Source organism: Bacteroidales bacterium, from assembly GCA_012519055.1.
In the GTDB taxonomy this organism is placed as follows: Bacteria; Bacteroidota; Bacteroidia; order Bacteroidales; family Salinivirgaceae; genus JAAYQU01.
In genome coordinates, this window is sequence record JAAYQU010000013.1 from 19,608 (window position 1) to 44,811 (window position 25,204).

Here is a 25,204-nt window from a genome sequence, read left to right on the forward strand (position 1 = left end):
TTAATGTTTATATCTGATTGTTAATGAAATTTCGAAAGTGCGAGGTGGCGTAGGATAATGTCTTATCACTTGATATTCTGAGTTATATAAGTTTCTAACCACACCAGATATTTTAAATTGATACCTTTTGTAATCAAATGATTTGCCGCAACTTAAATTAGCTACATTGAAACCATCAAGCCATTTTGTATTTTGTTTGTTGGTGTATCTGAATGATGTTAAGCTGTGATTATAGTTTAAATAATAACCCCGATAATCAACGTGTAACCCTATTGCCCCCTTGTGATTTGGGACATATATCATTTCGTATCCATCGCTAAAGCTTTTAACCCAAGTGTAATGCAACTGTACTCCACAATTAAATTTTTCACTTTTCCAAAACAGATAATCTGTCTCTGCCTCTATTCCGAAGCTTACAACACTGTCCTGGTTTTCCGGCTTCCAAATAGAGCCGTATGGTAGCCATACAATCATATCACTAATGTCATTATGAAATGCCGTTAATTGAGCAAAGTAACGCGACTTTCCAACGTTGTTTGAATATTTTACTGAAACTTCTTTGTTTATGGCATCTTCGGGAACTAGATCTCGATTCCCCCAGCCTGTCCAGTACAAATCATTAAAAGCTGGCAACCTATAACTCCTTGAAACAAAAGACGAAATAGTTATTTTTTCACTTGCCGAGAAATCAACACCAATTGCAGGAGTAAAAGGAATAAATTTATTATTAACAACCTCTTGTCTAACAATCAAAGCTGCCTCAAGCCGTTTCCATAGATATTTAGCAATACCGTACATGGAATATCTGTTTCTTTTAGGATTTTTTTGCAAATCGGTACTTGTCATCCATTCTAATGACTGATTTATAGTGGCTTTCCATTCAATTAATGTGTTATCTTGCCCAATAGAAATTTCGTTTAATTGATTGTTTGTGAAGTGGTTAGAAACTATATCGCCTGCATATTTCATATATCCATAAAGATATGCCGAACGAAAATCGATGGAAAGATTATTGTTACACCACTCCCAGTGTAGCACTGAACGTATGTTGTCATCATTTGTATAATGTCCCTTTGGTGGGATAAGCATTGTACCCGCGTCTTCGGTGTGCTGCTTTGTAAACCATAAATGCAAGTTGATTGCACTTTTTTTGCCTAATAAAAGCTTTGAACTACTAAGCGCTGATAACTTTGAAAAGGCACCGTTCGTGTTTGTATCAACCGGACTACCAAATCTCGAAGTATTTATATAGGTAAAGTCATTTTCAGCGGTTGAGTTTGATAATAGTAATCTTGTAGCAAACCTTTTACTCGACTTTTCTATCGATAAATATTGCCCATACTGTTTTAACATCCCTGCCGTTAACGTCAGCTCGGCTTTTATTTCATCATCAAGGGACAAATGATTGTCTATAAACACTGTTCCACCAATACTTCCACTGCCAACCTGTGCACCTGTTCCGCCTTTTACAAGCATTATTTTGTCGGCAGATGCGATTGGTAACGAGGCAAAATTAAATTGTCCGGTCTGAATATTCTGTATATTAATACCATTCCACACTACCCCCGTATGTGATGCTCCTGCTCCTCTCACTGAAACCGTCGAAATTCCCGACAATCCATAAGACCTTATGTTTACAGAGGTATTTTGCTCCAATGCTTCGCCCAAATTCAAAACATAGCTACTTTTGCCTTTTATTGCAGTGAGATTTTGTGACGATTGTCCCGGTACTTTTGCATAATTGACTTTTTCAACAACAACTATCTCATTTAACAATAGTGTGTCGATAAAATCTTGCGCCTGTACAACTATTTGCGAAAAAGTTGCTACAAAAAATAAACAGTATTTAAAAAATCTCACTATTACAAATGGTTTAAAATTAAACTCTTAAAACATTTGTAACCAACGAAATGCGTTTTGGGAAATTGTTTTTCTGTATTATGCAGAGACCTCTGACCCATTTTACGCTTTTATCCCGAAAGCTACAACTATGTTTTCAACAGGCAGGTCTTCTGACTTACTCTAATTTCGGATGCCTTCCCATTTCGTTAAAAAACAGTGGCGGAGAGTTTCCGAAATCTAAAAAAGAGCTTACAGCAGCGGGAACTGTCCGGGATTTGCACCCGATTCCCTTTTAAGAGTGTTTTCCGAATAAGGAAAACGTCTCACCTGTAGTCCGACAAAGTTAATATTTTTTTACAATAAGAACATTGTTTACGTAAAAATATTTGTATTTGTCAGTTGAATCTCCTATTTGCAGAAATAAAACAAAATATATAAATTTGCAGTCCTTAAAAACATGTCTAAGCCCAGATGGTGGAATTGGTAGACACGCTACTTTGAGGGGGTAGTGTCCGTAAGGATGTGCAAGTTCGAGTCTTGTTCTGGGCACAAATATTGAAAACCTCTTGTGAAATCGTTGTTTCACAAGAGGTTTATTTATTTAACACCACAGATAAAACAGTCCTATAAAATAAAGTTTACATTGTGCAAATATCTAAAAAGTAAGTAAATTGCAACCGAAACTCAAAAGTAAAGAAACGTGCGATTTTTTGAAAATCTGAAATTGCAAAAATGGACGTTGGTCATAATAGTTGTATTGCTCAATTTCAATACGCTAAGAAACCAGTATGCACTTGATGATGCCATTGTAATTACAAAAAATCAACATGTAGAAAAGGGATTGAGTGGCATTCCCGACATACTTAAAAACGATACTTTTCAAGGTTTTTTCGGTTCACAACAAGATTTGGTTGCAGGTGGAAGATACAGGCCACTATCACTTATTACATTTGCCATTGAATATCAGTTTTTTGGACTTAACCCAGTGGTTGGTCATTTTATCAATATTGTTATATATGCAATAATTGTCGTATTACTTCTGTTGGTGCTTCGTGAATTGATTCCAAACGCAAACAATCAATGGCTTAAGATTGCATGGCTTACAGCATTTCTGTTTGCAATACATCCAATCCACACGGAGGCGGTAGCAAATATCAAAGGGCGAGATGAGCTTATGACACTGCTGTTTGCGCTGTTAGCGTGGCTATCAGTTTTCAAATGGATTAAAACCGATAAAACTAAACATCTGATTTTAGCCTCTTTATATATCTTCTTAGGGAGCATGAGCAAAGAACATGCTGTAGCATTTGTATTCGTAATACCTTTCTCGCTTTGGTTTTTCAATCACGCCAAACTACGTAAATCAATAATCGCTGTAGTTCCTTTATTTATAGGTGCACTTGCTTTTGTTATCATAAGACAAAATGTTTTAGGCTCGTTCTCATTCGACCCAGGCGATGAGTTGATGAACAATCCTTTTGCTGACGCTTCTGTGGGTCAAAAATATGCAACAATACTATTTACATTTGTTTGGTATCTGAAACTGCTATTTATGCCGCATCCGCTGACATTCGACTATTATCCGTACCACGTCCGGTTGGTTGAACCAACATCACTAATTGCGATTTTATCGCTATTGATTTTTATAGTTATGATTTTCATAGCTTTATATGGATTGAAGAGACGTTATTACGCTTCGTTTTGGATAATTTTCTTTCTTGCAACTTTCGTGTTAATGTCAAACCTACTATTTACAGTAGGAACCTTTATGAACGAACGTTTTATGTTTATACCTTCCATTAGTTTTGCATTTGGATTGGCTTGGTTTTTGAGTTGGTTACTACAGAAAAACAAAAAAATTGCAATATCAGGTTTGATATTAATTACTGCGCTCACATCATTTAAAGTATATTCTCGTAACAAAGTTTGGTACGACGATGCCACTCTATTCTCAACCGATGTGAAGACATCATCTAACTCAGCAAAAAGCAATACAACTATGGGGGGAATGCTTTTTGAAAAGGCTCAAAAAGAGAAAGATAAAGAAAAACAGCACGATATTTTAGTTGAAGCCGATAAATATCTGAGCAAAGCATTAGAAATTCATCCTAACTACAACGATGCCAGACTTTTAAAAGGGAATGTGGTATTCCAACTGCAATCGCCCGATTCGGCTATGCGTTGGTATTTTGATATTTTTAAAAAGTCGCCAAGCCACGCGCACGCATGGAAAAATGCACTTATTGTAGTTGAAAGTATTTCTGATATTGACAGTAGAATTGACACGTACACTAAACTATATAGTATTGATTCTAGCCGATTTGAAATTACTTATAATTTGGGACTTCTATACTCTAAAAATAAGAGTGATTATACACAAGGAACCCTATTTTTAGAAAAGGCAGTAAAATCAAACCCCAATAATAAAAATGCTATACGCGATCTTGGGATAACGTATGGAATGCAAGGCGATTATACAAAATCGGAAGCATTGCTTTCCGATGCGGTCAAACGTTTTCCTAATGATGGTCAACTATTTTATAATTTGGCTATTACGCTCTATAATTTGAAAAAATACGAAGAGGCTCAAAAAGCTTTTAACAAAGCATCAGAATTGGATTCTTCAATAAAACCTGTTAAATTAGTGCAATAAAAGTATTACAGATAATGTATAAAGTATTTTATAATCTTTGCAAAGAACACCTCAGTGAGGAGTTAGAAAAAGTTGAAAAAATGCCACAAGGTGGCTCCGAAAGGCAATATTTTAGGTTGTTTTTAAAAAACGACAAAACAATATTAGGTGTATTTAACCCTAATGTTCCAGAAAACGAGGCTTTTATTAAACTACAAGGTGTATTTCAAAAACAAAGTTTACCTGTACCGGTCATATTTGGAATTGATAAAAGTAAACAATACTATTTGTGTTCCGACAATGGAAAAAACACTTTGTTTGACTTAATAAAAAAAGATGAAGCCGGTAATTTAGAAAAGTCTGTTTACGAATATTTTGAACAATCTATCAAATACTTAGCACATTTTCAAACATCATTTATTAAAGAACCCAATATCTTTGAATATTGTAATGTTCCTAAAGAGTTCGACAGACGTTCCATAATGTGGGATTTGAATTATTTTAAGTATAACTTTCTTAAAGTAAGGTCTGTTCCATTTAACGAAATCGCTTTGGAAGATGATTTTGAAAAGCTATCATCAAAAATTGCTTCTATACCAATGCGAGGATTTATGTACCGCGATTTTCAGTCAAGAAATATTATGATTGACAATGGAAAACCTGTATTTATTGATTTTCAGGGAGGTCGTCACGGTCCTTTGCAATATGACGTGGTAAGTATTCTTTGGCAAGCGTTAGCCGAATTGTCAGAACAAGATAAAGAGAGTTTAATTAAATCGTACATCATTGAACTGCAAAAGACACTGCCAAAAAGTCAAGAGTACTTTTATCGCGATGTAGACGAAGTCATCCTATTAAGACTTCTACAAGTTCTTGGTGCCTACGGCTTCAGAGGTTTAATCGAACGCAGGTCTCATTTTATAAAAAGTCTCCCTTCGGGCATAAAACAGTTAGTTAAACATTGGGAAAATACCGATTTAGGCAAAAAATATCCTGAATTAAATAGTTGTATATACTTCATAAACAAGCAACAAGAGCATCAACAACATAAAATTAAAACTACAGGTCTTACGGTAAATATTTGCAGCTTTTCATATGCTAACGGTAGCTATCCAATTGATTTATCAGGACATGGTGGCGGATACGTTTTTGATTGCCGTGGGTTGCAAAATCCCGGAAGGATTGATGGCTACAAACATCTGACAGGGAAAGACAAAAAAGTGATTGACTATATGAGACTTTATGACGAAGTTGAGAATTTTATAAAAGCTGCTTATCAAATTATTGAAAGGCATGCTACGCTTTACGAAAGTCAAGGCTACCTATACCTTTTTGCTGCTTTTGGCTGTACAGGGGGACAACATCGCTCTGTATATTGTGCAGAAGAAGTTGCTAAACGCCTCGAATTTAATGGGTTTGACGTTCACTTATGGCACAGAGATATTCCGAAAATCTAACGCTTTTCATTCTCGCTGCAGGCATTGGTAGCCGCTTGGGCCAATTGACTAAAAACAGACCAAAAGCCTTGGTGGAAGTGAACAAGACCCCCATGATTTATCTTTTGATAAACAAAATGTTGAGTTATGGTTTTTCAAATTTTGTGGTAAACCTGCACCATCACGGAAAAATGCTGGAACGCCACTTATCAAATAACTTTCCAAATCTTAAAATAAGTTTTAGCGACGAAGAAAAAATGTTGCTTGACACGGGTGGAGCATTAATAAAAGCGAAAGAGTTTTTGCGGAACGATGATCCTTTTTTAGTCCATAATGTTGACATTATTTTGCCATTTAATCCATGTGAAATGCTTGTACAGCACACTAATCGAAAAGCATTGATGACACTTGCGGTTAGTCAACGCAAATCGAAACGCAAATTAATTTTTAACTCTGAAAATGAGCTTTGTGGCTGGACAAATACTGAAACAGGAGAATTACGAAAGGCGGAAAACTACACTAAAAACAATAAGCTTCTTGCATATAGCGGTGTTCAATGGGTTTCAACAGATTATTTCGAAATTGAGCAAAGAACAGGAAAATTTAGCATAATAGACTCCTGGTTAGATATTTGCCACAAAAAACCTGTTATCGCATATGAACATTCACAAATTGGATGGTTTGACCTTGGTACTGAAAGCAAGATACAGGAAGCAGAAAGGTTTAGTAATCTGTAATCTAAAACACCTTGCATTTAGTAGAGACGGAGCATGCTCCGTCTCTACTACACACCAAAGGATATTCCAACTCCTTTTGCAGCGTTGACAAGATAATGATATTTTTGTACAGTATTATATGTTGAAATCGCTTCAGTCAACGGAACTGAAATAATATCGGGATGTCTGTATGCAACCATATGTCCATACTTTTCTTCCAAAACCATTTCAAAAGCTTTAACACCATACTGAGTAGCCAAAACTCTATCGTAGGCAATGGGTATGCCCCCACGTTGCAAGTGACCCAAAACAGTCTCTCTTATATCGTGATTACATCCTGCACTAATCAATTGATGCCGTAAAGCTACCGCTACTCCTCCATATCTTGCATTTTTAAATCCTGTTACACCATCTTCCTGAATGGTAGCATGCCCTTCTTTGGCCATAGCACCTTCTGCAATTACGACTATTGCAAATCCTCTATCGCGCCTAAATCTGCTGTTAATTTTTTCAGTTACAATATTTATATCATAAGGTATCTCTGGAATTAAACACAAATCGGCACCACCAGCCACTGCTGCATGTAGAGCTATCCAGCCAGCATCACGTCCCATTACTTCAACTATAAAAACCCTATTGTGACTGGCAGCTGTTGTAACAAGCTTATCTACAGCTTCGGTTGCAATTTGTACTGCAGTTTGGAAACCGAAAGTAGCATCAGTAGCCGAAAGGTCGTTGTCAATAGTTTTGGGTACCCCGATAATATTAAGACCCTTTTCATATAGAGCTTGAGATATACGCTGTGAACCGTCTCCTCCGATATTGATAACTGCATCAACACCAAGAAACTGAAGCTTCCTAATTAACTCATCACTACGATCGACTGTTGAGGTTGTGCCATCTTTATTTTTAATAGGCCACGCAAAAGGACCTCCTTTATTAGTAGTTTCGATGATTGTCCCTCCTTGAATATGAATACCTGCAACATTCTCTTCAGTAAGAATTTTTATTTCGGTGGGTTCCCACAAAACTCCATTAAAGGCTTGTATTGAACCTATTATTTCCCAATCACGCTCTTGTGCAGCACGTTTTACTATAGCACGAATAACTGCGTTCAAACCAGGACAATCTCCACCTCCTGTTAACACCAATGCTCTTTTCATATGTTTGTAATTTATCGATTTGTGACTTAATAGACAACTTGCACTTTCGAACTACTCATACAAGTGATTAACAATATGTTACATAGATTTATAGTGCAACTTACAACTAACAATATTATAAGCAAATATATGAAATTGTAAACACAAAACAATATACAAGTCATAAATTATAAAGCACTCTAAAATATAATGAACTTTAGCTTTGTTAAAGCTATTTTTTAAATTAAATTGCCTTATTTTAAAATTATTACATTAAATTTGTATATTAGCGTTGTGTTTTATAGTTAATATAAAATAGTGTGAATACGACTAATTATGTTTGACATACAAAACATTATTATTTAATAACATTTTAACCTTAAACCAATAAAATTACAGACATATGAAATACAAATCACTACCTATTTTTCTTTTCATTATTGTCGTTATTTTTTCAAGTTGCGACACATCTAGTTCAAGGCTCCGTAAATACTTTATTGGGAACGAATGGTACATTGCAGGTGAATTATTCCTTCGAAACGACTCTTCAATTTCGGCCAAGTACTATGATTTTGAAAAGCAGGCTTTAGTCGGTGATACTACTTTCCCGATTATATTAAGCGACTCAATGATTATTTATAGTTTGGTGCGTGAAAAGGGTGTGTATAATGACGGACGCTCTTTTGAAGTCACAGGTGATACAATTATTACAGATACTGCTTTTTACGATTTCATTTACATTAACGACAAACCTAAGCTAATTCTTTATCTACAAAGCTTCCCCAAAATTTGCGTTTCAAAAAATAAAATCAAACCAAAACCAACCAACAATTTTCAACGTGAGAAATTTGAAATAGATGGTTTTTCTATCGGCGATTTAGTTGACCGCGACTTGTTGAAAACGCGCGGAATATACGATTTCGACACATATACTATCGAAGATTGTGAACTCAAAGAAGACAAAGACATAAAAATTAAAATAATAGGTTACAACCAAATATATTCCATTGAACGGCACAATATTCCTGATTATCGAATCCACAGTGCCATTAAAGTTGTGAGCAATAAGTTGGGAGTTGAACCTGAATATGTGCCTATGCGCCGCTGGGATGAAAGTTCAGACTACGAACATGAGTTTTACAGATGGAGTGCCAAAGGAGTTAGAATTAAACTTGAGAGAACCAGATACATAGGTCGTGAACTGTACCGCAATTTATTAGAAACAGACAAGTGGACGTTACATTACGACGATGATGTACAACGTACAATACTTATAGAACAACATAAAGATAGCAACCCTCAGAGCACAATAATAAATTAACTCAACCCATACGTTAGCTTACAAAAGTCAAGTTAATCTACTTTTACACAACGCACAGAGAAACCCATATTATGTTTTGTGTGATTTTTGTATATTTTTGCTGAATAGTAGTATAAACAATGGTACCAGGCACTGCTGTCACCCTGATTTGATGCTGACCACCAAAAACCATAATCTTTAAGGTTTTTATATTTCGATGCAATATTTCTGTATCCTCCGGGTAATGCTCGAAATCCAGATGAATTTGTCGCACCAGTATTTGTTGCTGTCCAGTAAAGATTTCCACTATGTTTCATTTTACCTCCAGCTACATTTTCTCCCTTGAGTGAATCGACAAGCCATTGCCAATTTTCCTCATCGGGGACTTTCCAGCCTTTTGGACATAATTTTTCGCTTTTTACAGCATGCCAGTTGTATAAAGCCCCATAGACATCTTTGTATTGCCTGGGATTATTTGAATACCAACAGTATAACGCCGAATCAGTACTTGACCACACAACACTATCGGCTCCATCGTTAATGGGAGTGCCATCGTTAAAAGTAGTGGTTTTTAAATTTTCTGCAAACCAAGTTTGATTGTAGATCTTAATTATCCTGTATTGATTTCCTTCAATATCCGTAACAGTTTCAAGTAAGTTAAATGCTTCTAGCTCCCTATCCTCTTTCGAACACGCTGACATAAAAACTATTAAAAAGGCAAATAAATAGCCGATAAAGAATTCCCTTCGTTTTATTTGATGTATTATATTATTTAATATTCTAAACATAATATCAGATATATTTAGCCTTAATTAAATAGTTTTTCACGTAGTCATGGACTCCATCTTCGAGTGAATAAAATTCTTTATCATAACCTATTCCTCGAAGTTTACTCATGTTCGCTTCAGTAAAGTACTGATATTTTTCTCTTATATCTTCAGGTATTGGTATAAACTCGATGTTTTCCGGTTTGCCCATTGCTGAGAATGTATTACGTATTAAATCTAAAAACGTTCTTCCTTTGCCCGTTCCTACATTATATATTCCGCTATCTTTTCTGTTATTCATTAAGAAACACATTACTTCCGACAGGTCTTTAACATACACAAAATCACGTATTTGACCACCATCAACATATTCAGATTTATGAGACTTGAAAAGTTTCATTTTCCCTGTTTCATTGATTTGGTTGAAAGCGTGAAATATAACGGAAGCCATACGACCTTTATGGTATTCGTTTGGTCCATATACGTTAAAATACTTCAATCCCGCCCAGAAATACGGTTTCTTTACTTGTTGTAATGCCCATATATCGAAGTCGTTTTTTGAGTGTCCATAGTCGTTTAAAGGTCTGAGCTTTGGAATTATTTCGTGGCTATCGTCATAGCCAAGTTCTCCTGCTCCGTACGTAGCAGCACTTGAGGCGTAAACAAGCGGTAATCCGTACTCTACACATTTAGTCCAAACTGTTTTGCTATAGTTGAAGTTTAGTTCATCATAAACAGATTTAGGGAATCCTACTGTTGCCGATTTTGCTCCAATATGAAAAACAAATTGGACCCAACGATGATTAGCATCAATCCAGTCGAAAAATCTATTTCTGTCAACTCGCGCACTTATCTGTTTTGATTCGATATTTTTATTCTTATCAGGATTTGAAAAATCGTCTACGACAACTATATCCTTAAACCCGTTTGAATTTAACTTGCTAACTAAATTACTACCGATAAAACCTGCCGCTCCAGTTACTACTATCATATATTTAATTTTTACAGCTATATTTTAAAAAAAAGCATGAACGAGATTTACAACCATTCATGCTCAAGCTATTTAAAGCAATTAGTTTTTAACTCGTACCGTTTATTTTATGTCTATATCCCATCACAACAACGTCATCAATTCTATCAATTCCTTCGTGCCAATCTAGTAAAGTTTGATCGAGAATTCTATGTTGTTCTTCCATAGGTTCTTTATGAATCTCGACTAATAGCTCTCTAAATCGTTTGCTCATAAATTTCCTTTTATCGGGACCTCCAAATTGATCAACGTATCCGTCTGAGAATGTATAAATAACATCTCCATCCTCAAGAATTATTTCTTGATTTTCAAATGGATCATTTTCTTTTACGTGAATACCTACCGGCATCTTATCTGGTTTATATACAATTGCTTCATTGTCTCTTATAAGAACTAGTGGGTTATTGGCTCCTGCAAATTGGCAAACATTTGTTTTGGGGTCAATAATGTAAAGCGCGATGTCCATACCATCTTTGTTTTCTCCTACTTTGCCTGTTTGGTGAAGAGAACGAATAATATTATCTCTTAAATGATCCAAAATTTCTCCTGCGTTAAGGGTTATATCCTGACCGATAATCTGGTTTAAAAATGATATTCCCATCATGCTCATAAATCCTCCTGGTACACCGTGACCTGTACAGTCTGCAACTGCACAATATTTTAGTCCTCTAATTTCCGCAACCCAATAAAAATCACCGCTAACTATATCTCGTGGCAAATATAGTATGAAGTAATCACCAAAAACGCGTGTAATAACTTCAGATGGTGGTAAAACAGCATTCTGAATTTTACTTGCGTAATTAATACTACTTTTTATATGTTCGTTTTGTTGGAAAATTTTCTCGCTTTGAGCCTCTATTTCTTCTTTTTGTGCTACAACTTCGGCAGTTCTTTCTGCAACGATTCTTTCCAATCGTTCTTTTTCAGCTATAAGCCTTCGAGTGTATATTTTAACAATTGCAATAACAACTAAAAGCAGTATTAAAACATAACCCAAATACGCGTATATTGTTCTATACCAAGGTGGTAGTATATTAAAAGAAAATTGAGCTACGTTACTTTCAACACCATAAACATTTCTTGCCTTTACGTAAAAAGTATAATATCCCTCGTTAAGGTTAGTAAAATCTTTTTTGTGCTCTGAACTCCAATTTGACCATTGATCTCTATACCCCTCAAGCTTATAGCTGTATTGTGTTTTTTCCGGCTGTAAGAACCACAATGCCGACCACTCAATATTCAAACTATTGTTGACATACTCAATCTGTGGAATGTTATGCTCCAACTGTTTATCAACGATTCTCAACTTACCATCTTCAGTTTGTTTGTAAAATGCTCCACCATATAACAGGCTGTCACCTGCAAAAACTTTTCTAAGTATTACATCGTATGATTTCTTTGACTTGCTTAAACGCGTGTAATCAAGGGTGTCATTGAGATTGTATACGTATAATGTTGTTGATGCTCCAATATACAACAACGAATCTTGAACATACAAAGCGTCAGCAGTTACGTTTGGAATAATCTTGAATGGATAGCCATTAGTAATCCACTCTCCATCTTTTTTGCTAATTATTTCAACAACCTTTTGTTCTTCAGATGCTTCTGCTATTGCATAACCATAAGGAGTTTTAACAATCCTGTGGATATGACGATCTTTTAACAATCCTCCAAAATCATTGGTTTGTACCATCAGGTCTTTCTCTTTATCATATTCGTACATTCCGTCATCGGCACCGAAGTAAACCTTATCGTCAAAATCAACTATCAACTGACCACAATATGAGGGTAATCCTCGTTCTGTTGAATAAAGATTCAGAGTATCACTTATATTGAACTCTTCAAACTTATACACTCCTTTTAAATAGCTTCCAATCCAAACATTTCCGTCATTATCTTCGCCTATACTTCTAAAGTCACCTCGTAAAACTTGATGATTAAAAGCTATATTGGTTGTAATCCAACTTCCATTAACATAATCCATCCATGTAAACCCGCCTTCAAGGGCAATATATACTCTGTTTGGTTGTTTTTTAGATTGAATTAATTTCTTTGTTATCAACGCTGGCATGTGTCTTTGTGTATCTTTGAAAATGCGTTTAGCTCTATATCCTTTCACTTCATACACTCCATCACGTCCTCCCGTTCCAGCCAAAAGAATGTTCTTTCCAGTTTTTGGGTCTTTAAAATCTAACAATGTCCACGTTAAAGCTGTAATATCATCTATCTGCCTGAATGTCAGCACTCCAAGTTCGTCAACTGTGCTTGCAAATAAACCAGACATTGTTGCCACATAAATCCGTCCCTCAAAATCAATGATATCTAGTATCATTCCGTTAAGTCCGTTTATTTCGTCAAACTTTTTTATCTGAGAACTAACATCAAGGTTTGCAATGCCATTGTTTAATGTGAGCCATAGTATTGGTTTGTCACTAAACTCCGACGATTCTTGAAAAAGAGATGTAACACTTTCGTCATTAAGCCCAAGCTCGGTGTTTAAGAGGCTTAGCACTTCGCCTTTTTTATTCACTTCGATATAACTACATTTGCCTCCAACAACGTAGCCGAATGCAAAATTACCGTTAGCCATTTTTATACCGCTATAAAACATGGCTTCTTTTTCGTTTATATAATTAACCAAATTACCTTTTAGTGTCCAGGGTTTAAAAACATTATTTTGGGGGTCAAATAAATAAAACTCGCTCCAGGCTGTTGCTATAAGCAAAGTGTCCTTATCATATTCTACTATTGCAAAAATGTTTTTTTCTCTAAGTATCTCGGAATTTGGTACAACTTCTATTGTATCGCCAACTAATTTATGTAATCCTTTTGTAAAGCTTCCAATATATATGTCGTCATCAGCAACAAAAGTCATAAAATTTCCGGTACTACGTGATCCTCCCATCTCAATTGCCGATACAGAATCGCCATCAAAGAACGCTAATTGCTGTCGTGTAGAAAATAGTATCTGGTTTTTGTAATTATATACTTTCCAGACATCTGCAATAAAGTTGTTTCTAACAATCGTATCTCTGAAATATGGTAACAATGATTCATAATAGAGTGTACCGTTTTTATCTGGTTTTAATCTTCCTATTTCTCCTATTGCTCCAACATAAACCATTCCGTCGTTTCCGACTGCAAGTGCTCTTATCATTGACGTGTTAGGTACGGGTATCTTTGTCCAGTTAGTTCCATCAAACTCCATGATACCCTCAGATGTTTTCCCTATGTAATAAACTCCTCTTTTATCCTGAACTACTGACCAGTTTTGCTCTTCACCTTCATACTCTTTAATAGTGTAGTTTTGAAGCTCAGACAGACCATACTTGTTAATTTGTCCATTAACAACGCTAGATAAAGCTACTGCAAGAACATATAAAAGTAGTAATATTTTCATATTATCAAGATTTGAAGATTCACAAAAATACAAAATTGTTTTTATATCTTAACTAAACAATGTTGCATTTAATACTTGATTTTACGCTTATTTTTTTAATAAATAGATTAAATCATAAAACACAAAGGCGGATAAAAGTCAATGCCTTTACCCGCCTTTAAGTTAATCATTAATATTTATAAACCTTTTGGTATAACAGGGAATTTGTCTTGTTTATAATGTCCTTTTACAAGTTTTTCACGACATGCATCAAACGCATCAAGTGTCTCTTTAACATCGTCTAAAGTATGCACTGCGGTTGGAATTAATCTCAATAAAATATCACCTTTAGGTATTACAGGATATATTACAACCGAACAAAATATTCCGTAATTTTCTCGTAAGTCCATTACCAAACTAGTCGCCTCGATAACGCCTCCATGCATATAAACTGGTGTTACCGGCGACTCTGTCACGCCAATATCAAATCCTCTCTCTTTTAAACCTGATTGTAGGGCATCTACTATTTTCCAAAGATTAGCTTTTAGCTCTGGTTTTGTTTGTAAGAGTTCTAATCGTTTTAAAGCTCCAATAACCATAGGCATTGGCAATGATTTTGCAAATGTCTGCGAGCGCATATTGTAGCGCAAATAATCAACTATGTCTTTTTCAGCAGCAATAAAAGCTCCTATGCCTGCCATTGATTTAGCGAATGTGGCAAAGTAGAGGTCAATTTCATCTTGCACTCCATAATGTTCACCAGCTCCTGCTCCTGTTTTACCCATTGTGCCGAAGCCATGCGCGTCATCAACGAGTAACCTGAATTTGAAATCTTTTTTCAAGGCGACAATTTCTTTCAAATTTCCCAAATCGCCAGCCATACCAAATACACCTTCGGTAATAACTAAAATTCCGCCATTGGTATTTTCAACTAATTTTGTTGCTCGTTCTAACTGTTTGCGAAGGCTACTCATGTCATTATGAGGAAAAACAAAACGTTTTCCGATATGAAGTCTCATACCATCGAGAATACAAGCGTGTGATTCGCTGTCATAAACTATCACGTCATTACGATCAACCATTGAGTCAATTATAGAAACCATGCCTTGATAGCCATAGTTCAAAAGAAAAGCATCCTCTTTTCCTACAAATTTTGCCAATTTGCGTTCAAGTTCTTCATGATATTTAGTTTGACCAGACATCATCCTCGCTCCCATGGGATAAGCCATGCCAAATTTTTCTGCTGCATCGGCATCGGCTTTGCGAACTTCGGGGTGATTTGCCAATCCTAAATAATTATTTAAACTCCAGGTTAATACCTCTTTTCCGTTAAAAATCATTCTTGGTTGAATGGGACCTTCTAACTTTGGAAATGCAAAATAGCCATGTCCTTGCTTTTGATATTGACCTATAGGTCCTCTGTCTGCTTTTACTTTTTCGAAAATATCCATCATAATTGTACCATTTTTATTTTTTGCGAAGATACCTCTTTTATTGCTGTATATAATACGCTTTTATACTTACTGATTGAGCTATAAATTGAAAGTTTTAAAGTTAAATTGGTAGTTAGCAACCTCGTTCCTCTTTTATCTTTTTATAGTTTCAGTTCAAACTTATCATTATCGATAGATAAAAATCCGACTTCACGTAAGTATTGCTCACGTTGTCTATTTTTCCCTGCAATAATAATCTTAGAAAAACCTTTATCTTTAAAATATTGCTTATTTAACACAAAAAGATGTTGTCCTACTTTAGTATCACGATACTGTGGAACAACAAAATCCAGCTTTATGTTTAGCCATTGGTTTTCGTCTCTCTTTCCAAGTATTATGGCTGCAATATTCATATTCCTAAGTATGGCAATACACGTGTCTAATGCATTTGTTTCGAACTCAAAATCAGGATAATAGTGTTTTATCTCCTTCTTGTAATGCTTAACAAAGCTTTTTACATACTCACTATCGACAGGTAGTTGTATAATTTTGAGTTCTTTGTTTTGGTTTTTAAGTCTGTAAACTTGATAAATATTAATAATGACTATCAATCCATTTAAAAATCCAACCGGGTAGGAACCAATAATAAATCCATACACTGAGAATAAAAATGCTCCTACCAAATTTACAATTCTCAGCTTTACAAATGAACTCATCATCATACTGATAACCAGTATTACAGAAGCAGTGTATCCTATTAGTTCTATTAAGGTATTCGATTCCATATTATTTGTGTTTTTATGTTAATAAAAAAGGCAATTTTCTTTGGTACATTCTATATTTTCAGGAAAAAATGTACACTTTACACTATCGGGTAGTGGAAGCTTGATATCAAAATCGTCTGCTAAAAAATTCCTGATTTGCAGTATTCCAAAATATGTACTTCGTTTACAACACCTCGGACCTCCATACTTTGCTACATTAATTAACGTACTGGCTGTAGCACTATTTATGTATGAATAGTTTTGTATATCTAACTCATTAACTTCTAGTATAATACTAAAAAACAAACCTACCCCTATTGCTCCTCCACATACTCCATGTGTTGCGCAAATGCCATCATGTATTTTCAATGCACGGTTTTTTGCATCATCGAGCATCTCATTTTTTAATTCAGACTGTTTTTTATAGTTCAAATATACGCTTAGCATAACGGCTGGTACTATTAAATGATGTTCGGGTCCGTGTGTTTTTACAATATTTGAACTCATTATTTTGTTTGCTAACTCTATTGGGTTAATTCCATCATAATTCAAACACTCGCTAATAATCATGTCATAAACATCACGTCTTGAGCATTCATCACAAACAAAGTGTCCATTTGTGCAGACTGTGTTTGTTCTCACTTCTATACCGCAATGATAACATCTCTTTGTAACCAGCACTTTTTTATATATCAAAGGCTCGCTACAGATAACACAGTTACTATAAAGCATTAAATATTTCTTCGGAATTTGTGCCACTAACTATCAACAAAAACGAACTCAAATGGTAATTTTACTAAATTTTGATACAACATGCCGTCTGAGTAAAGATCTTCATCATAATATTGCCATACTACTTTTATCGACTTGCCTGCAGCATAAAATTCGGCTAGTTTCCTAAAAACAATTAGTATGTAACGACTTGAAGCTGAATTAAAATATTCTGTATTTATTATTAATCTCACAGGATGATCAATTGCTGGAAATACTTTTTCTATATATTCAAGAATGGGTTCAAAAAACGAATAGGGGTCTTCAGGAAACGAACGTCCTATAATCTCGTAGGTTTGTTTCCCCGGATCAAACACTACTCTAGGTGACGTATCAGTTTGTTCAATAATTAAACTTTCCATGACATTATTCTGATTTAGATTGCTTTTTTGATTTTGCAGCTATATATTCTATTACAACTATTGTTATTATGCCGAGTATCATTAATAGTACAGCCTGCCAAAGATGTGGATCTGTATTATTATATGTTCCATAAGTTTCAGGCATAACGTTTATAGTTTTTAGTGGTCGTGTTGCGCCATATTTGTCAATATATGTACTTACTACATTTTTCCAGGGCCATATTACGGCTAACGAACCTAATATAAAACCTGTCATCAAAGATATTGTTTGGTCTTTATATTTTTTAAATATCCAGCTAAGGAAATAACTGAAAGCTATAATTCCCAAAACAGCTCCAATAACTACTGGAATTAACACTGAAAAATCGAAGTTGCTGACAGAGTCTATCATAATAAGCTGATAGTTACCCATTAACAAAAGAACAAATGAACCACTCAATCCTGGTAAAATCATGGCACAAGCAGCAATTGCTCCAGCAAAGAAATTATAGGGTACTGTATTTGTCTCTTGTGCAGGGGTTAACATCGTAAATGCAAATGCAATAACAAAACCTATAATAAACACGGTTATAACGCTCCATGTCCATTTAGAGATAGTTTTGCCAACGTAATAAACTGACGCTAGTATAAGTCCGAAGAAATATGCCCATACCATTACTTCATAATTCTCAAACAGATATTGTAGTAGCTTGGCAAAAGTAATAATACTAATACCTATTCCTAAAAAAACTGATAGTAAGAAGTATAAGTCAATATGTTTTGCAAATTCTTTAAATTTCCCTGTAAAAAACAATTTTATAGCCGTAAAATTAAAGGACTTTAATGCATTTACCAGGCGTTCAAATATTCCTGTTATAAATGCTATAGTACCCCCACTAACTCCTGGGATTACGTTTGCAGCTCCCATTCCTATGCCTTTAATAAAGGCCAAAAAATATTCACGCATATAGGTTGTTTTTAGATGTTTTTAATTGCTATTTTGTCATATTCATAAAATGGTTTCCAGAGCTGTGTTCTGTACGAATCACGACTAAAGCGTTCACATTCGTCAATAGAGCTGATGTGTTTTGTTGTGTAAATCAACTCTTCCATAAGCTCAGGGGCACGTCTAACTCCCTCTCCTATATTTATTAAGACCACATCACCATTCTTGATATTATTGTGATATAGTGCTTCAAAAAATCCGCCTACTCCGATACACGAAGCCGGTCCTATACGCACGTGAGTTTCATAAGCTATTAATCGTGCAACATCAATGATATTTTTTTCTGAAAACTCTAAAATATCGCCATTAGACTTGTGTACTAAGTTTGCAATAATAGGATATGTACCCGGATTTCCTGTTGCAAGGGTTGGTACAGCAGTTACGGGATTCTCAATAATTGGATATTGTTGCAACCAACCTTGTGGAAACCCTTTTGATTTAGCTTCACGGTATCCAGCTGTCATTGGAGCGCATCGGTCTGGTTGAACCATAATAAAACGTGGCAAATCTCCTAATACACCCGTCTCTTTTAAATCGTGATATGCTTTATCAATTGCAATTGGTCCTGTGCCACCACTTAATGCCTGAACATATACTGTTGGCATCTTTTTCATCAGTCTTAACCATTCGAAAACCATTGTTTTCTTGGCTTCGACGCGCATTGGGTCAATATTCCCTCCTGAAATCAGAATTTTGTATTTTTCGTTAAATTGGGCTGCAACATTTTTAGCCATCGCATAATCGCCATTGACTCTATAAATACGTTGTGCATAGCTACTTACCTCTGCTTCATTAGCCACCAACGCATCTTGAGGAATAAATACAGATAATGATATGCCAGCTTTTGCAAAATAATGAGCATAGGCGTTTGCAATATTTCCAGTACTTGCAATACAGTACTCCTTAATTCCGTTTTCTTTTAACACGCTCGCTGCAACTGATGCTGCAACATCTTTAAATGTTCCTGTTCCGTTATTCAGGTCGTTTCTATAAGCAAAAACCTCGATATCGATCCCATACTGTTTTTTTGCATAATCTGCTAAAAACTTCCACTCTTCAACGGGAATGGCTCCCTCTTCTGATGTTACTATGTTCTCTTTGTTATTAAGTGGTAAGAAGTCAAAATAACGCCAAAAGTCATTCTGTTTATATGTTTTATCTTCTATAAGAGCCTTTACATTGCTAATATTCTGTTTGTATTCAGTGAATACAAATTTATGTTTACACTTAGGACACATTTGGTTGTGGCTAAACCACTCTTTAAAATCTTTAATAATGTAGTTACATTTAAGGCATCTGAAGTGAAACTTGTTTGTTGGTGTCATTTTATCTGTTTTTATTTAATGTTTTATGATCTGCATAAAATTTTCAAGGTTCTTTATTTTGGGGTAAAATATAAAAAAATCTTCAAACGGTGCTTTTTTTGTTATTGCTATACGTAGCTCTTGTTCTGCTTCGTTAATTCGGTTTAGCTCTATCAAACAGGCAGTTTTAAACAAAATATATTCAGGTTTACCAGGATTCTTTTCTATTATTTTACAAATAACCTTGTAGGCTTTATCTATTCCCAGGAAATTGTAAGTGGTTTTAAAATAACAGTCCCATGCTTCATCATTTTTCGGATTACATAATGCTGCTTTCTCAAATGAACGAGCGGCACCAGAATAACGCCTAAGTTCTAACTGAACGTATCCTAAATAGAGCCATGCGTATTCTAAATCTTGATTCTTGTCAAGAGTTTTTTTAAGATATTTATAACTCTCCTTGTAATCCTTAAGTTTATAATAGGTTTTCCCTAATCCAAGCCAAGTCAAATATGGGTCAGAATTTGGGTCATAAGTCATTGATTTTTTGAAATTCTCAATTGCTCTGTCATATTCGCCCATTTCATAATAGCAACAGCCGTTATTATAATAGATATATTCGTCTTCAAAAAAATCGTCAGTGTACAGCTTATTTACCTCAAGCGATTTTTTATACTCTTTTTGTAAAAAATATAAGTTCGACAATCCGTAAAATGCAAAATAGTTACCTGGTTCTATTGCAAGCGCATTTTCGTAGGCATCAATAGCTTCGGGAATTTGGTTTAAAGATTGGGAAACATCCCCTTTAAGTTGCCAAAACAGAAAATCTAACGGGTCAATATCCAGTCCCAAATCAATCATCCATAGTGCTGACTCATATTCATCTACTTCATAATAAAGACTAGCCAGCTCAAAAATCACATCTAAGTTTTCTGTATCTATATCATACAGACGATTTAAATACTCTATTGATTGTTGTAACTCTTTCTCTTCACCATAAAAGCGCGCTATAAATAGCAAAGTATCTTTTAAATCATCGCCGGTGGATTTGGATATTGCTCTCTCGAAAAACATTTTAGCCCTTTGATCTTGTCGGCATTTATGATAATAGAAGCCCCAAGTCAAAATCAAGTCAATAGAGTCTTCATTGAGCGTTTGAGCAAACTTTAGGATTTTGAATGCTTTATTTAATTCATTTTTCTTTATGTGTACTTCTGCCTTCAATGTTATTATATCGACAGATAGTGGATGGAATTTTATTGCAATATCAACAGCTTTCTCTGCCGCATCAACCTTGTTTAAGCTTAAATAAGTGTCGATTATATCAATAAAGTCGTCAATATCAAAATACTCCTCCTTGTTTGATTTTAACATTTTTTCAAACCTAAACACGAGATTGATAGCTTTATCTTCCCAAAACCCAGGATCAAAATCCATAGCGTGATAAATTAATTTACAAATATAATGCTTTTAACTAATTGTTAACATATAAATAACATACAAACAAAAATAGTCTCACATTTATAGCATAACTAAAAAGTTGTATAAAACACCTGTGCTGTAATATGATGTCGTTAAATGTTAAATAACTCCTTTGTCACAAAAATGTTAAATAATTTTTATATATGATTGATGAGATTGTTCTTTAAAAATGCGTTTACAGCTTCGAAAAAATCATCAGGCTTTTCGGCATGTAGCCAATGTCCTGCACCCTCAATTGTGACAATTTTTGCTAACGGAAAATACCTACGGATAGCATCTTCTCCTTCGAATGTCACAAAACCACTGTTTGAGCCTTTCAGTATTAAAACTGGGAATAACGTCGCAGGCTCAAGGTTTTTTGAATCAAATCCGGATACGATATTTATCAAGGAACTTTGCAGAGTTTTAAGATTTAAACGCCATTTGTAGCCTTCTTCAGTTTTGATCAGATTTTTAAGCAAAAAACGTGTTGTGCGAATATCTCCAACACTCCTATTTAATAAAACTTCCGCTTCTGTTCGATTTTTAATTTTGTCAACCTCTAATTTTAACATCGCTTTTATAATATCCGAATGATTATATATCCGTTTATCATACATTTTACTCTGATAATTTACAGGAGCAATATCAACGATAATAAGAGACAATATTTTTCCAGGATTTTGCAAGGCAAATAACATTGCTGCCTTCCCTCCCATTGAATGACCCATTAATATTGCCTTTTCAATGTTGTGGTTTTTTAGAAAGAGTGATATGTCTGAACATATATCTTCGTATGTATGTGTTTCGGAATGAGACGATAAACCGTGGTTTCTTACATCAACCAAATATACTTTGTATCGGTTTTGCATTCTTTTAGCAAAGGGCAACCAATTATCAGACATTCCATACAAGCCATGTATAACGACGATAGGTTTCCCTTGACCAAAAACTTTATAAGCCATCTCAATCATAAAATCTTATATAGATAGTTGTTTCAAGTACATTTGAATGGTATTTTCCAAACCATAGTAGAGCGCGTCTGATATAAGCGCATGCCCGATTGAAACCTCTGAAACACCTTCTACGTTTTGTACAAAATATTTTAGGTTTTCAAGATTCAAATCATGACCGGCATTTACTTCCAGCCCTTCATTTAGAGCAATTTGGGCGGCCTCAGCAAATAGCAACACCGCTTTTTCTCTATTAGTTGGATATAACGCAGCATACGGTTCTGTATATAGTTCAATACGATCGGTTCCTGTTTTTTTTGCACCGACAATGTTTTTCTTATTGGTATCAACGAAAATACTCGTACGTATTCCGCTCGATTTTAACTCTTTAATCACTTCTTGCAAAAAAATTAAATTTTTCACAGTGTCCCACCCTGCATTGGAAGTTATAGCGTCGGGTGGATCTGGCACCAGCGTTACCTGATTTGGTTTAACCTCTTTTACTAACGACAAAAACTCCGCAGATGGATATCCCTCGATATTAAATTCTGTTGTAATAATGGGTTTTATATCACGTACATCGCTGTACCTAATATGTCGCCCATCAGGTCGAGGATGCACAGTAATCCCCTGTGCCCCAAACTTTTGACAATTAATAGCAGCTTCTAATACATTAGGAATATCACCTCCTCGAGCATTACGAATTGTAGCAATTTTATTGATATTTACACTTAATCTTGTCATATTACGTTTAAGTTTATTATGGATTTGTTATTTTTGTAGAGTACATTTGCATTTATAATAAATTTTCAGATTGCAAATTTAATCTTTTATCGATTTAATCGAAACTATGTTAGCACATGAAATGATGTCTGATGTTGTTCCATCACTAAAACCAAGTGATAGCGCAAATCGTTCACTCAACTGGATGAACGTTTTTAAGCTTTCTCATTTGCCTGTTGTAAATGAAGGAGTGTTTCTTGGACTACTTTCCGATGAAATTATATACGACACAGGAATTTATGAAGAACCCATCGAAAAAATCAGCGATCGTTTTACAAACATTTCAGTATCAAAATACACTCATGTTTTTGAAATAATAGATATTTGTAGCAAATACTCACTAACTGCCATTCCAGTTGTTGGTGATGACAATGAATATTTAGGTATTATTGTTTTATCTAAGCTTATTGAAAATATTTCTAAAATAATAAACGCACATGTTAGTGGTGGAATAATTGTTGTTGAAGTTCATGTTAACGACTATTCTCTAAGTCAAATAGCTCAGATAGTTGAGGGGAATGATGCTAAAATACTTTCAATGTATGTTGTTTCGCAACCTGATTCTATGCGACTTTCAATTACAATAAAACTAAACACTTCAGAACTTACCTCAATTATCAGAACTTTTGAAAGATACGAGTATGACATTAAGGCAACGTTTGAAGAAAAAGACACAATGAAAGAGATAATAAAAGAACGTTATAACTCCTTGATGAGTTACTTGAACATTTAATCTTGGCTTGGCCTAAATAGCTTTGAACCAATGTGCTATAAGACAATCTCCCGAGTAATTACTCTATTATTATTGTTTTTATCGTTTTTTAGTAAAGCACAAATTATTGAAGATGTTGTAATCGACAATAATGAAGTTACAGAAAATTGGATAATAACACGCGAGCTACTTGTAAACAAAGGCGACACCATAAACAGTAACCTTTTTGAAAAGCTCAAGCGTAGCGAAGAAAATCTTTACAACACAAGTTTATTTAACGAAATAAGGGTGGTTGATACCGTTATCAATAATCAAAACGTAATTTATGTTTATGTTGCCGAAAGGTGGTACTTTTGGCCCTATCCTATATTAGAACACGCCGACCGCAATTTAGCTACCTTCATACACTCCAAAGAGTGGGATCGTATTAATTACGGTATTATGATTATGAAGCACAATTTCAGAGGACGAAAAGAGGATTTGGGCTTCAAATGTCGATTGGGATTTCGACAACAATTCGGTCTAAACTATTATATCCCGATGATTAACAAAAACAATCAGAAACTTGGATTGTATTTTGACTTATCGATGTTTCGTCAAAAATCATTTTTATACGATATAGATAGCTTACGATATAAATTCCACGATTTTGAAAACTACGGATACAGGGAGAGTCGTTTTATTGGAGGATTGATATATAGACCTGAACACAATATTACACACTCGGTTCTCGGTACATTTAATCGTTTTAGCATTAATGACACTATCACTCAAGTAAGCCTACCTCTTTACGGCAATAAAACAAAGACAAACAACTGGTTTTATGTTGATTATAATTTCGTATACTCAACTCTGAATTACATATATTACCCAACCTCTGGACAAAAACTACAAATATCATTGGCAGCCGGAACTGATTTTGATGTAAACAGTTGGAAAAATATATTAACAAACTATCAATTGCATATCCCGTTTGATTACAATTTAACCTATTCATCATCTTATTTTGGAGAGACGTTTTTCGACAAATTACCTCCTGTAGGGCTAAGAAAAAACATTGGAGACAACTACTATTTCAGAGGCTATGAAGACAATATTTGGAAAGCACACAGTGTTATAGGCAGTCGTCAACAGTTATCGTGGAACTTTTTTAAAAAACGCGGTTATCAAATCCAATACATAGCATCCAACAAATTTAATAAACCTTTTTTATCTGTTTATGCCACAATGTTTTCCGACTTTGGATATATATACAAAATAAAACCTGATAACAATAATATGATCTTATGGTCGTTAGGTTCAGGTATCGATTTTGTGTCATATTATGACGTTATTGTCCGATTTGAATTTGCATTAAATATGAATATAAACTGTTCGTTTAATATCCATTTAGGCACTACGTTTTAAAATTTTATATATTTTTGGCACAATA

The 25,204-nt window shown here is 34.8% G+C and carries 20 protein-coding genes, 1 tRNA gene and 1 riboswitch; of the genes, 7 read left to right on the forward strand and 14 right to left on the reverse strand.

What is annotated here, in order from left to right:
* Complete coding sequence (locus GX311_02525; protein ID NLK15250.1) at window positions 1-1,860, reverse strand: TonB-dependent receptor; 1,860 nt, start codon at window positions 1,858-1,860, stop codon at window positions 1-3.
* Window positions 1,861-1,984: 124 nt separating this feature from the next.
* Window positions 1,985-2,188: riboswitch (cobalamin riboswitch) on the reverse strand.
* A 119-nt stretch (window positions 2,189-2,307) separates the two neighbouring features.
* Here GX311_02525 and GX311_02530 point away from each other — a divergent pair.
* From GX311_02530 to GX311_02545, 4 genes are all read left to right on the forward strand, one after another.
* Window positions 2,308-2,391: transfer RNA gene (locus GX311_02530), tRNA-Leu, on the forward strand.
* Window positions 2,392-2,542: 151 nt separating this feature from the next.
* Window positions 2,543-4,495 (forward strand): tetratricopeptide repeat protein, encoded by a 1,953-nt coding sequence (locus GX311_02535; GenBank protein ID NLK15251.1) that lies wholly within the window; start codon window positions 2,543-2,545, stop codon window positions 4,493-4,495.
* Window positions 4,496-4,509: 14 nt separating this feature from the next.
* A complete protein-coding gene (locus GX311_02540) occupies window positions 4,510-5,931 on the forward strand; it encodes a phosphotransferase (GenBank protein ID NLK15252.1) in 1,422 nt (473 codons plus the stop codon).
* Window positions 5,904-6,647, forward strand: a complete 744-nt coding sequence (locus GX311_02545) for an NTP transferase domain-containing protein (protein NLK15253.1) — start codon at window positions 5,904-5,906, stop codon at window positions 6,645-6,647. The genes GX311_02540 and GX311_02545 overlap by 28 nt, the downstream gene beginning before the upstream one ends.
* 47 nt (window positions 6,648-6,694) lie before the next feature.
* On the opposite strand, the gene GX311_02550 is transcribed toward GX311_02545, so the two are convergent.
* On the reverse strand, window positions 6,695-7,777 hold the full coding sequence (locus GX311_02550) for an ATP-dependent 6-phosphofructokinase (GenBank protein ID NLK15254.1): 1,083 nt from the start codon (window positions 7,775-7,777) through the stop codon (window positions 6,695-6,697).
* A gap of 394 nt (window positions 7,778-8,171) precedes the next feature.
* Here GX311_02550 and GX311_02555 point away from each other — a divergent pair, with 394 nt between their 5' ends.
* Window positions 8,172-9,089 carry a hypothetical protein gene (locus tag GX311_02555; GenBank protein NLK15255.1) on the forward strand — a complete coding sequence of 306 codons (918 nt, stop codon included), beginning with the start codon at window positions 8,172-8,174 and terminating at the stop codon, window positions 9,087-9,089.
* 32 nt (window positions 9,090-9,121) lie between these two features.
* Here GX311_02555 and GX311_02560 read toward each other — a convergent pair whose 3' ends face one another.
* The 12 genes from GX311_02560 to GX311_02615 form a co-directional block, all read right to left on the reverse strand.
* Entirely contained in the window at window positions 9,122-9,769 is a 648-nt protein-coding gene (locus tag GX311_02560; GenBank protein NLK15256.1) for a hypothetical protein, read from the reverse strand.
* Window positions 9,770-9,860: 91 nt separating this feature from the next.
* On the reverse strand, window positions 9,861-10,826 hold the full coding sequence (rfaD, locus tag GX311_02565; GenBank protein NLK15257.1) for an ADP-glyceromanno-heptose 6-epimerase: 966 nt from the start codon (window positions 10,824-10,826) through the stop codon (window positions 9,861-9,863).
* Between the two features lie 88 nt (window positions 10,827-10,914).
* The gene (locus tag GX311_02570; GenBank protein ID NLK15258.1) at window positions 10,915-14,265 is read right to left on the reverse strand and encodes a SpoIIE family protein phosphatase; all 3,351 of its coding nucleotides are present in this window, start codon (window positions 14,263-14,265) and stop codon (window positions 10,915-10,917) included.
* 176 nt (window positions 14,266-14,441) lie between these two features.
* Window positions 14,442-15,695, reverse strand: coding sequence for an aminotransferase class I/II-fold pyridoxal phosphate-dependent enzyme (locus GX311_02575; protein ID NLK15259.1), 1,254 nt, complete (start codon window positions 15,693-15,695; stop codon window positions 14,442-14,444).
* Between the two features lie 143 nt (window positions 15,696-15,838).
* Window positions 15,839-16,462, reverse strand: a complete 624-nt coding sequence (locus tag GX311_02580) for a YgjV family protein (protein ID NLK15260.1) — start codon at window positions 16,460-16,462, stop codon at window positions 15,839-15,841.
* A gap of 18 nt (window positions 16,463-16,480) precedes the next feature.
* Window positions 16,481-17,083: an SAM-dependent methyltransferase gene (locus GX311_02585; GenBank protein NLK15261.1), complete on the reverse strand. Its 603-nt coding sequence runs from the start codon at window positions 17,081-17,083 to the stop codon at window positions 16,481-16,483.
* Window positions 17,084-17,199: 116 nt separating this feature from the next.
* Window positions 17,200-17,574: a DUF1987 domain-containing protein gene (locus GX311_02590; GenBank protein NLK15262.1), complete on the reverse strand. Its 375-nt coding sequence runs from the start codon at window positions 17,572-17,574 to the stop codon at window positions 17,200-17,202.
* A 4-nt stretch (window positions 17,575-17,578) separates the two neighbouring features.
* Window positions 17,579-18,520, reverse strand: a complete 942-nt coding sequence (locus GX311_02595; protein ID NLK15263.1) for a DUF368 domain-containing protein — start codon at window positions 18,518-18,520, stop codon at window positions 17,579-17,581.
* A gap of 11 nt (window positions 18,521-18,531) precedes the next feature.
* Window positions 18,532-19,884 (reverse strand): pyridoxal-phosphate dependent enzyme, encoded by a 1,353-nt coding sequence (locus GX311_02600; protein ID NLK15264.1) that lies wholly within the window; start codon window positions 19,882-19,884, stop codon window positions 18,532-18,534.
* Between the two features lie 15 nt (window positions 19,885-19,899).
* Entirely contained in the window at window positions 19,900-21,300 is a 1,401-nt protein-coding gene (locus GX311_02605) for a tetratricopeptide repeat protein (protein ID NLK15265.1), read from the reverse strand.
* A 182-nt stretch (window positions 21,301-21,482) separates the two neighbouring features.
* Complete coding sequence (locus tag GX311_02610) at window positions 21,483-22,289, reverse strand: alpha/beta fold hydrolase (GenBank protein ID NLK15266.1); 807 nt, start codon at window positions 22,287-22,289, stop codon at window positions 21,483-21,485.
* A gap of 15 nt (window positions 22,290-22,304) precedes the next feature.
* Window positions 22,305-23,021, reverse strand: a complete 717-nt coding sequence (locus GX311_02615; GenBank protein ID NLK15267.1) for a pyridoxine 5'-phosphate synthase — start codon at window positions 23,019-23,021, stop codon at window positions 22,305-22,307.
* A gap of 106 nt (window positions 23,022-23,127) precedes the next feature.
* Between GX311_02615 and GX311_02620 the strand changes: the two genes are divergently transcribed.
* Together GX311_02620 and GX311_02625 are read left to right on the forward strand one after the other, a co-directional pair.
* Entirely contained in the window at window positions 23,128-23,793 is a 666-nt protein-coding gene (locus GX311_02620; protein ID NLK15268.1) for a CBS domain-containing protein, read from the forward strand.
* A 30-nt stretch (window positions 23,794-23,823) separates the two neighbouring features.
* A complete protein-coding gene (locus tag GX311_02625; GenBank protein NLK15269.1) occupies window positions 23,824-25,179 on the forward strand; it encodes a hypothetical protein in 1,356 nt (451 codons plus the stop codon).
* Window positions 25,180-25,204: the final 25 nt, after the last annotated feature.